We start from the raw sequence: 6,025 nt of genomic DNA on the forward strand, positions 1-6,025 counted from the left end.
ACTGCGGTCATGCGCGTCTACCTCGGTTCCGATCACGCCGGCTACGAGCTGAAGAGCCACCTCGTCAACCACCTCGCCAAGCAGGGGTACGAAGTCGTCGACGTCGGCCCGCACGTCTACGACCCGGAGGACGACTACCCGGCCTTCTGCCTCAACACCGGCGCCCAGGTCGTAGCCGACCAGGGCACCCTGGGCATCGTCATCGGCGGCTCCGGCAACGGCGAACAGATCGCCGCCAACAAGATCCCCGGCGTCCGCTCCGCCCTCGCCTGGAAAGTGGAGATCGCCCAGCTGGCCCGCCAGCACAACGACTCCAACATCCTCAGCATCGGCGCCCGCGAACACACCCTCGACGAAGCCACCGCCATGGCCGAAGCGTTCCTCACCACGCCCTTCTCCGGCAACGAACGCCACGCCCGCCGCATCGCCCAGCTCGCCGAATACGAAACCACCCGCGAGCTCCCCGCACTCCCGGCGAGCTGACCCACCCCCGGCCGCCGGCTCCCGCAGGGCCGGCGGCTCAGCGCTGCGCTTTCCGGGCGTCTCTGGAGGACGCGACATCCGTGCGCCGGCGCAGAGGGAAATGGCGGCTCGGGAAAAGGTCAGCGAGTGCTCTGATCAGCTGAGCCCGTTCGCTCGGCTTGGTTCCGCGCAGCGCTACTTAGGCACGAACGGCTGTCGGAGGTCTCTTCCGCCGCCCGCAAGGACGACCACCGGCCCCGGGCCCACCCTGGTCAAGGGGCGGAACCGTGCTGACGAGACCGGATCCTGGGGAATACTCCCCTCCTACCCGGCCAGCATGCCACAAATTCGCAGATTCGAACACGTAGCGTATCGACAGCGATGCCCAAAGTACCTGGCGCCTTTGTTGGTCGCTCCGGGCCCAATGTCCGCTCAGCGGCCGCGGGGTAGGTCTTCGCGGGGCATCCAGTTGCGGCGCACGATCGTGAGGTTGGCCTCAGCCTCGGCGTAGTGCTCGTCGGTCGGACGGGCGGCGTCGCGTGCCCGGAGGGCGGCGGTCACGCTGACCTGGGACGATCCCGACCCGACCAGGCCGCGCAGGCCTCGCTCGGAGTGTTCGTCACCCCCGGCGCCGGCTCCTGATGTCGGACGGCTTCCCCGGGCGTCGTTCCTCGGACCGCCGTTGCCATTCCCGTTTCCGTTGCCCGAGGCGCGGGGCTTGCCGGGAGTGCCCCCGGGACCAATGCTCGAAGGCGGCATCGCGCCTGGCCCGGGCACAGGACCATGGCTCGGCGCGGCCGGAGAACCCGGCGCCGGAGAAGTCCCAGGCGTAGGCGACGGCCCGCCGACTGACGACGGCCCGCCGACGGGAGCCGGTCCGGCAGCGGGAGACGGGCTCGCAGCGGAAGATGGGCTTGCAGCGGGAGACGGGCTTGCAGCGGTGGACAGGCCGGGTGCAACTGATGGGCCGGCGGCGGGAGCCAGGCCTGGCGTAGCGGGCGGGCTGGGCGCGGCAGGCGGGCTGGGCGCGGGAGAAGGGCTGGGCGCGGCAGAAGGGCCTGGTGCACGAGGGGGCGTCGGGATCGGTGTCGGCGGCGCGGTGTTCTGTTCCGGGTCGAAGACGGGTGGCGTCTCGACCGCGATCCCGTCCTCGGCGGCAAGAAGCGGCACAGGCGCAGCAGAGGGCGCGGCGGCAGCGACCTCACCAAGTCCCGGCGAACACAGCTCGGGCGAGGCGATCCCGGGTGAGGACGGCTCGGGCGAGGGCACACCGGGTGAGGACGGCTCGGGTGAGGACGGCCCTGACGAGGACGGTCCGGGTGAGGACGGTCCCGGTGAGGACGGCTCCGGGGTGGCCTGCTGTGCGGCTGCGGCGGCCTTGGCTGCGGCGGTGGGGCGTAAGCGGCGGCGTCGACGTTCGGGTTCATCGCCCATGGTGCGAACCTACCGCCGTTCACCTCATTCAGAACAAGTCGGTCGGTTGCGGCATGCGGTGCCAGCGGAAGGCGGCTGTGGCGCGGCGTACGGCTCCGGGGGTGAGCTCGTGGACCGTTCCGGCGGCTTGGAGGGCTGCGAGCGAGACCGCGCCGAGGTACACCGTGCCGAGCTCGAGGACCGTGCACGACAGGTCGGCGGGGTCAGCTGTGGGCGTACATGTGGCGTTGCCTGTGGTGTCGGCGGTGAGCCGCCATCTGCCGGAGTTGGCCGGGAGGAGGGGGTCTGTCACTTCCAGGACGACGTCCAGCGGTGCCGGATAGCGGCGGGCGGTCAGGGCGCGGGGGAGGTCGACGATGCGGATCCAGAGGCCGTCGGCGAGGGTGGCGCCCAGGCGGCGGGGCTCGTCGACCAGGTACTGCAGGGGTTCGTCGAGGGCCGCCAGGTGCATCGAGGCGCTGCGGGTGAGGTCGATCGTGAGCAGGAAGCGCCACAGTGCCAGGTAGGCCTCCGGGTTGGCGGCCACGAGTTCGCGGATCTGGACCTGGCAGTTCGGGCCGAGGTTGTTCCAGTCGTCCTTGGTACGCCAGGTCGCGTACCCGTCCGGGCCCTCAGGGGTCTCGTGCACCACACCGTAGAGCTGCGTGGCGCCCCCGCGCTGGGACTCGACGTCGGCGAGCGTGAACTTCCACCAGGCGTCGTCGCGGGTCGACCAGCCGACCCGGTCGGCTCGCAGGTCGTCGTAGAGCTTCGAGAACACCGGTATCGCCTCAACGGGGTCGACCTGGCGCAGGCGTCCGTCCGGGCGAGTGTCGGGGAGGCGTACCTCTCGGGTGGAAATGTCCAGGCGCAGGCGCTGTGACGCCGGGCCGTACCCGAACCGGGGGTAGATCTTGGTCTCGCTCGCCCAGAGGACCGCGATGGGTTCCTCACCGGCGGCGATGTCACGCAACTGCCGGTGCATCATCCGGGTGAGCAGGCCACGGCGGCGGTGGGTCGGTGCCACCCCGACCCCCGAGATGTGCGCGGCAGGCACGACAGCACCAGGCACAGTCAGATTCCTCGTGTACGCGGCCACGTGCCCGACAAGCGCCCCAGCGTCCTCTGCGATCAAAGACCGCGCCGGCTCGAACACCGCCCCTTCCAGCGCCCTGGCCTCGTCCGAGGGCGGGCTGTGGAAGAGCTGACCCAGAAGGTTCCAGATGGCGTCCCAGTCGCCCGGGGCGCCTACTCTGATCGGGATGTCCGCGGCGTCCATCCTGTTTGTGTAACGGACGGCGCGCGCTACGGCGAGCTATTTGTTCGCTGGTTACTCTCGTTGCAGGGCGGCACACGGCCGTACCGGGGAGGGGAACGATGCCAGAGCAACCGCAGTGGCCCGAGCGGACGCTCGACATGCCGCCGCAGGATCCCTGGGCCGATCCGCCGACGACGGACATGCCACCACGCCCGGGTCAGGCCGGCCAAGCTCGGGTCGGCCAGAATCAGGGCGGCCAGACTCAGGGCAGCCAGGGCGCCCGCCCGCAGGTTGACCGCACGCGGCGGTGGAACGACCAAGCGCAGGCCGCCCCTGCTCAGGGCAACCAGCCCACAAGTGCCCCACCCGCGGGGTCGCCGGCGTGGAGCGGCCGCGCGGCCGTCAACCCGAGGCCGCCGTCGCAGCAGTTCGCGGCCGAGCACGAGCCCACCGGCACCGGCTGGCCCGGCGCCGAGGCCCCGCGCGAGCGCCGCCCGCTCGACTGGCACCTGCGTCAGCTGCGCCTGGGCGGCGAGTGGAGCTTCGCCGGCCTGCTCTTCGCGTTCGTCTGCTGGGGCATCTGGGCGCTGTCCGCCGGTGGCGACCTGACCACGTCGGTGATCGTCTTCGTGGTGTCGCTGTTCGTGGCGGTCGGCGTCTTCGCCCTGTCCCGGCTCATCGGCCGCGTCGTCCTCGAGCGCCAGTTCGGCCGCGAACGCCACACGGCCAAGGGCTCCCACATCGTCGCCGGCCTCTTCCTGGTCGGCGTCGGCATCGCCCACCTGCAGCAGACCGGCTGGGTCATGGACGCCGTCCACTGGGTCACGGACCTCTTCACCAACTGAGCCGGCGTCCCACGGGGTCACTGACCTGCTCGCCCCACGGGGCCGCTTCTCCCACTGAGAAAGCCGTCGGCTCGCTGCGTGCGAGCCGACGGCCTCCTGCTTCTCAGCTGCCGGCGGCAGCGTCGGCTCTCAGCTGCCGACGGCGGCCGCCTTGTTTCTCAGCTGTTGCCGGCCATGGTCGTGCCGGTCTCCAGCAGCGACTTGAGGTCGCTGAGCACCCAGGCCCAGCCGCCACCGCCGGCCTCGTCGAGCGGCGAGCCCGCGACCATCGTCGACGTGGCGGGCGCCCCGGTCAGCTCGTGCGTGAGCGTCAGCCGGCAGACACCGGGCTGCGACTTCAGCTCCTCGATCAGGTACGTGATAGTCGTGAACGGCTCCGCCGCGGTCGTCGGGTCCATGAGCATCCGCCAGGTCTGCTTGAGCAGCCGCGGCGGGTCCGCCTCGATGACCTCGCCGTCGATGATCGTGTCGGGCAGAGGCCAGCCCTGCTCCTTGGAGTACGAGCGCATCTCGTCCGACGGGATCGACTTGAACTCGCCGCCGGGCTTGAGATCGTAGAACTGCGGCGCGGCGTAGCCGTACTTCTGGTTCCATTCGGGGTCGGTGATGGCGGTCCAGATCTTCTCCGGCGTGGTGCGGATCCACACCCGGAACACCTGGGTCGTCAGCGGCTCGGTCATGTCTCGTCCTCCAGCGCATATTTGAGATCGACGAGCGCCGTCACGTGACGCTCGGTGTACTTGTCGATCCACCGGTCGTGGATCAGCCGGATCGGCACGGGGTTGAGGAAGTGCAACTTCTCCCGCCCGGACCGGCGCACGACGACCAGCCCCGCCTCCTCCAGCACTTTCACGTGCTTCGCGACGCCGAATCGCGTCATCTCGACCTCGGCCTCGAGCTCACTGAGGGAGCGCCCCTCGCGGGCGAACAGCAGGTCGAGCAGGAGACGACGGGTGGGATCGGCCAGCGCCTTGAACACCCTGTCGTCGTCCGTCATAACGCTAAGTTAGGTGACCAAAAGGTCACATGTCAAGCCCGAAAAAGCCCGCCCACCCGTACGGGTGAGCGGGATCTGGACTTCTCAGTGCCCCCTGCGCACCAGGCGCCGGAGCTGAATGATCCGAGCCGCGGCAACAGCCATGGCAACAGCCGCGCCCGCCACCCCGGCAATGAGCAACGCCACCGCGATCGGAATCTGCCCCTGCATCCACAGGAAACTGATCTGCACCCCACCGGTGTTCTGCGCGACAAAAATGATCAGCACAACCAGCGCGGCCACCCCGGCCCAGACCCCGAACCACACCGCACTGGTACGCGTCCGCGGCACCCGGCCGGCCGTCCGAACCGGCGGCGCCTCCCCCGCGGGCTCCAGCCCGGCAAGCGTCAACGCCAACTCATCAGGCAACGGCGGCGCCTCCGGCTCCAACGCCGGATCATGCTCACGAAGCGGCTCATGCTCGGGATAACCCATAACTGTCAGTCTTCCCCATCAGCCCGTTCCGTTAACCCTCCACACGCGGGCCCACCCCGATTCCCCCCTCGCCCAGTCGCGCCAGGAGAGTCAGAACCTCCCCGTCGTGCGGTGATGGGCCGCCCCGCCATACCCGTCGTCACCGCCAAGGCTGCTGCGAGAGCAATTACCATCTACAAGAACTGTGACCCATGTCACGCTCCCTGCGATCCATTGCCACCCCCGCCCAGCACCTCACGCCCACGAAACCCGGGCCACCCCGCAAAGCCCCCAGACCGCCGCCTCAGTGGCCGCCTCCCCTTACACCGCGGCGAAGCACCCATACCCGCACCCGGCAAAGACCGCCGACGGCAACCCGAACGCCCCGATCCCTGAGGGAAGAAAAAGGAGGCCAGGTCGCGCAAGTCACCACGCTCCACCGCCAACAGACCCGCCTGGCGCGACCCACGCACCGCGGGGTCTGGGGGCCCGGCCCCCACCGCCAACAGACCCGCCTGCCGCGACCCGCCTGGCGCGACCCGCCTGGCGCGACCCGCCTGGCGCGACCCGCCTGGCGCGACCCGCCTGGCGCGACCC

General features: G+C 70.2%; 7 protein-coding genes and 1 pseudogene. 2 read left to right on the forward strand and 6 right to left on the reverse strand.

Translation table 11 applies throughout. The features are described from left to right. Positions 1-9 precede the first annotated feature (9 nt). A complete protein-coding gene (locus Ahu01nite_RS42110) occupies positions 10-483 on the forward strand; it encodes a ribose-5-phosphate isomerase (RefSeq protein ID WP_203842372.1) in 474 nt (157 codons plus the stop codon). A 411-nt stretch (positions 484-894) separates the two neighbouring features. Here Ahu01nite_RS42110 and Ahu01nite_RS50980 read toward each other — a convergent pair whose 3' ends face one another. From Ahu01nite_RS50980 to Ahu01nite_RS42125, 3 genes and pseudogenes are all read right to left on the reverse strand, one after another. Continuing rightward, positions 895-1,221: a hypothetical protein gene (locus Ahu01nite_RS50980; RefSeq protein WP_438874861.1), complete on the reverse strand. Its 327-nt coding sequence runs from the start codon at positions 1,219-1,221 to the stop codon at positions 895-897. Between the two features lie 442 nt (positions 1,222-1,663). Next, positions 1,664-1,798: pseudogene (locus Ahu01nite_RS51935) on the reverse strand (pentapeptide repeat-containing protein); the annotation flags it as partial. 126 nt (positions 1,799-1,924) lie between these two features. Next, the gene (locus Ahu01nite_RS42125) at positions 1,925-3,154 is read right to left on the reverse strand and encodes a GNAT family N-acetyltransferase (RefSeq protein WP_203842373.1); all 1,230 of its coding nucleotides are present in this window, start codon (positions 3,152-3,154) and stop codon (positions 1,925-1,927) included. A 98-nt stretch (positions 3,155-3,252) separates the two neighbouring features. Between Ahu01nite_RS42125 and Ahu01nite_RS42130 the strand changes: the two genes are divergently transcribed. Further along, positions 3,253-3,978, forward strand: coding sequence for a DNA-directed RNA polymerase II (locus tag Ahu01nite_RS42130; RefSeq protein WP_203842374.1), 726 nt, complete (start codon positions 3,253-3,255; stop codon positions 3,976-3,978). A gap of 158 nt (positions 3,979-4,136) precedes the next feature. Here the strand turns inward: Ahu01nite_RS42130 and Ahu01nite_RS42135 are convergent, their stop codons facing one another. The 3 genes from Ahu01nite_RS42135 to Ahu01nite_RS42145 form a co-directional block, all read right to left on the reverse strand. Further along, positions 4,137-4,658 carry an SRPBCC domain-containing protein gene (locus Ahu01nite_RS42135; RefSeq protein ID WP_203842375.1) on the reverse strand — a complete coding sequence of 174 codons (522 nt, stop codon included), beginning with the start codon at positions 4,656-4,658 and terminating at the stop codon, positions 4,137-4,139. Then, complete coding sequence (locus Ahu01nite_RS42140; RefSeq protein ID WP_203842376.1) at positions 4,655-4,975, reverse strand: ArsR/SmtB family transcription factor; 321 nt, start codon at positions 4,973-4,975, stop codon at positions 4,655-4,657. The genes Ahu01nite_RS42135 and Ahu01nite_RS42140 overlap by 4 nt, the downstream gene beginning before the upstream one ends. 84 nt (positions 4,976-5,059) lie before the next feature. Continuing rightward, entirely contained in the window at positions 5,060-5,449 is a 390-nt protein-coding gene (locus tag Ahu01nite_RS42145) for a lipopolysaccharide assembly protein LapA domain-containing protein (RefSeq protein ID WP_203842377.1), read from the reverse strand. Between the last annotated feature and the right edge of the window lie 576 nt (positions 5,450-6,025).

It is taken from the genome of Winogradskya humida, from assembly GCF_016862215.1.
GTDB classification, from domain to species: Bacteria; Actinomycetota; Actinomycetes; order Mycobacteriales; family Micromonosporaceae; genus Actinoplanes; species Actinoplanes humidus.